The sequence below is a fragment of the Candidatus Arthromitus sp. SFB-turkey genome (assembly GCF_001655775.1).
Lineage (GTDB): Bacteria > Bacillota > Clostridia > Clostridiales > Clostridiaceae > Dwaynesavagella > Dwaynesavagella gallinarum.
Genome location: NZ_LXFF01000010.1, coordinates 1 through 3,323, shown reverse-complemented (window position 1 = coordinate 3,323; position 3,323 = coordinate 1). Strand labels below are relative to the sequence as shown.

Here is a 3,323-nt window from a genome sequence, read left to right as displayed (position 1 = left end):
AATCATATTTTTTGTCTAAAAATGTATTAATTACTTCTCCTGCTAATATAAATCCTGCTACTGGTGGAACAAAAGATATACTTCCAGGTATTTGACGTCTATTAGTACAACTTCTTCCATTATCAAAATTACAAACACATCCATTTATACAACTAACTACTTCATCTAATTTAGGTTTTTTAGGAATCTCTTCAGAAAATACAACTTTTAGCTTTTTCACACCTCTTTTTCTAAGTTCATACCTCATCACTTTACATAGCGGACAATTTTTAGTTTTATAAATATCAGTTATTTTAAATTGAGTTGGATCTAATTTATTTCCAGTTCCCATACAACTTATAAGTGGTATATTATTTTTCTCACAATACTCTGCTAATGCAATTTTAGCTGATATAGTATCCAGCGCGTCAATTACATAATGAGTATCATTATCTATAAAATCTGAAATATTATCTTTCGTAACTGTTTTTACTATTTCAGTAATCTTAATTTTTTTACTAATGCTCTCTATTCTTTCTTTCATTACACTAGTTTTAAATTTACCGATAGTGTTATATAAAGCATGTATTTGTCTATTTAAATTTGTAAGACAAACAGTATCATCATCTACCAAAACAATATGTCCTATACCACATCTTGCCAAAGCTTCAACAGTATATGATCCAACTCCTCCAAGACCAAGCACTACAACTTTTTTATTTCTTAAATCCTTTAAAGATTCTGTTCCTATAATTAATTCCATTCTTGACAATCCATGTTGAATCACAAACATCACCTCTTTTAATAATTCAAATAAAACATAAAACATTGTAACACAAATATATTTTTCTTGTATATAGAGTTTCATTTTTATTATAATTTATTTTGAAATTTATTTTAAGGAGATTTTTATGAAAATTGGTATAATTTGTGCAATGAAAGAGGAATTTGAGCTTATTTCAAAAGATATTGAAATAGAAAAAACAATAAAAAAATCTAATTTAGAATTTTTAATAGGAACTTTAAATGAAAAAAATGTTGTAGGAGTTATTTGTGGAATTGGAAAGGTAAATGCAGCCATATGCACACAAATATTAATATCTGAATTTAACTGCACTTATATTTTAAACAGCGGTGTTGCAGGAGGAATAGATTCTAAAGTAAATTTTAAAGACGTAATAATTGCAAAAGATTTAGTACAACATGATGTAGATGTACGTAAATTTGGTTATAAACTAGGAGAAATTCCAAATATAGGAACTTATTCATTTAAATGTGAAAAAAAACTCCTAGAAATTGGTGAAAAAATTTGTTTAGAAATTTGCAAAAAAAATAAAAATTTTAATTATCATATTGGAAGAATAGTAACTGGAGATCAGTTTATATCTAATAATGAACTCTCTAAAAATTTACAGAAAACTTTTGATGCATTAGCATGTGAAATGGAAAGTGGGAGCATTGCTCAAACATGCTATTTAAACAATATTCCATTTTTAATAATAAGAGCTATATCAGATACTGGTGGAGATGTAGCCGAAAACGAATTTAATAATTTTCTAAAAGAATCTTCAAAAAACTCATATATAATTATCAAAAATATCATTAAAAATATTATTTAAGGAGTGAATTTATTAGATTGGTTTTAAAAAAATATAATGATATATACTTAATACATTTAATTATTTTTATATTTATAGGAATATTTGGATTATTAACAACTCCTTTAACAGAAATAATTATTGGTCTTAAGGAAATACTTTTAAATGGAAGTATACTTTTAACTGACTATATGTACGTAGGTGGAATGGGTGCAACCCTTTTAAATTCATCTATAACATCTTTACTTATTTTACTTTTATATAAAATAAATAAAATAAAACCAAGTGGTTCTATGATAATGTCTCTATGGTTAACTCTAGGATTTTCAATGATAGGAAAAAATTTTATAAATATTTGGCCAACAATAATTGGAGTGTACATTTATTCCAAAATGCAAAATGAACCTTTTTCAAACTATATTTTAATAGCCACATTATCAACTGCTCTTGCACCTCTATCAATTGAAATATTTAAAAGTTTAAATTTTAATATATACATTACTCTTGCAATTTCGACTATAATATCAATTTCCTTAGGGATAATTCTCCCACCTTTGGCAAAATTTACTTTGAAAATGCATCAAGGATATAACCTTTACAATGTTGGTTTTGCAAATGGATTAATAACAATGGTGCTAATATCAGTTTTAAAATATTTCGGAATAGAATTTGAAACAACTTTCTTATGGAGTACACAATATAAAATTCCTATTATAATATTACTTATAATTTTATTTATAACATTAATAATACTGGGAATAAACAAAGAATGTATATTTAAATTTTCAAAAATTCTAAGACATTCTGGAAGAACTGTAACCGATTACTATCTGTTGTATAAAAATAATACATTTTTAAATATGGGAATACTCGGATTATTTTTTTTATTCTATGTATTAATAATAAATGGAGATCTAAATGGAGCAGTTATGGCATTACTTTTAGGTGTTGTAGGTTTTGGAGCCTTAGGAAAACATATTTTTAATGTCACGCCAATTATTATAGGTGTGATTTTAACAGCATATTTAAAAAATACACCATTAAACACACCTACAATCATACTAACAACATTAGGTTCAACATCTCTTGCCCCAATTGCAGGACAATTTGGATTTATTATTGGTGTAATTTCAGGATTTATACATCTTACTCTCATAAACAATATAGGACATATAAGCGGAGGAGTAAACCTTTATAATAATGGATTCATTGCAGGTTTAGTTGCAATGATATTACTTCCAATAATAGATGGTATTAAAAAAGGAGATTAAAAAAATGAAACATATTAGACAAAGAAATGCAAGAATGGCTGAAGAACTAATATTATTTGCCTATAAATATGGAGCTGAAGACATAAATTTAAATATAAAAAACAACCCTGAAGAAACAATAATAACAATAGAAGCTACAAATGTAAATTTAGACAAAGAAACAATAGAATCAATAACAAACCTTCTAAATGTACCTAGATGCATAGAAATGGAAGAATACTATTGGAACTTAACCGGAGAATCTGATATGGATTGTGAACTATCTTTGATAGGAGTAATGAGTGATAAAGCTATAATTAACATTACTTCTAATATTTTAAGAATAGAAATAATAAGAAAAAAGTGAAAGGAAAAAAATACCCTTTCACTTTTCATTTTTGGTGATTCGTCGGGGACTCGAACCCCGGACACCATGATTAAAAGTCATGTGCTCTACCACCTGAGCTAACGAACCAACTGGCAATGACCTACTCTC

The 3,323-nt window shown here is 26.6% G+C and carries 4 protein-coding genes and 1 tRNA gene; 3 read left to right on the top strand and 2 right to left on the bottom strand.

Features of this window, described 5'->3' with window-relative positions; all coding sequences use genetic code 11:
• Positions 1 to 766: tRNA threonylcarbamoyladenosine dehydratase (locus tag A6P36_RS01535; protein ID WP_066760451.1), on the bottom strand; the 766-nt coding region annotated here is incomplete at its 3' end.
• Between the two features lie 124 nt (positions 767 to 890).
• Here A6P36_RS01535 and A6P36_RS01530 point away from each other — a divergent pair.
• Genes A6P36_RS01530 through A6P36_RS01520 form a run of 3 tightly spaced genes read left to right on the top strand, consistent with a single transcriptional unit; the run spans position 891 to position 3,194 of the window.
• Positions 891 to 1,598 carry a 5'-methylthioadenosine/adenosylhomocysteine nucleosidase gene (locus A6P36_RS01530; protein ID WP_066760450.1) on the top strand — a complete coding sequence of 236 codons (708 nt, stop codon included), beginning with the start codon at positions 891 to 893 and terminating at the stop codon, positions 1,596 to 1,598.
• Positions 1,599 to 1,615: 17 nt separating this feature from the next.
• The gene (locus A6P36_RS01525; RefSeq protein WP_242861612.1) at positions 1,616 to 2,848 is read left to right on the top strand and encodes a DUF1576 domain-containing protein; all 1,233 of its coding nucleotides are present in this window, start codon (positions 1,616 to 1,618) and stop codon (positions 2,846 to 2,848) included.
• Between the two features lie 4 nt (positions 2,849 to 2,852).
• Positions 2,853 to 3,194 (top strand): hypothetical protein, encoded by a 342-nt coding sequence (locus A6P36_RS01520; RefSeq protein WP_066760448.1) that lies wholly within the window; start codon positions 2,853 to 2,855, stop codon positions 3,192 to 3,194.
• 32 nt (positions 3,195 to 3,226) lie between these two features.
• Here the strand turns inward: A6P36_RS01520 and A6P36_RS01515 are convergent.
• Positions 3,227 to 3,302: transfer RNA gene (locus tag A6P36_RS01515), tRNA-Lys, on the bottom strand.
• Between the last annotated feature and the right edge of the window lie 21 nt (positions 3,303 to 3,323).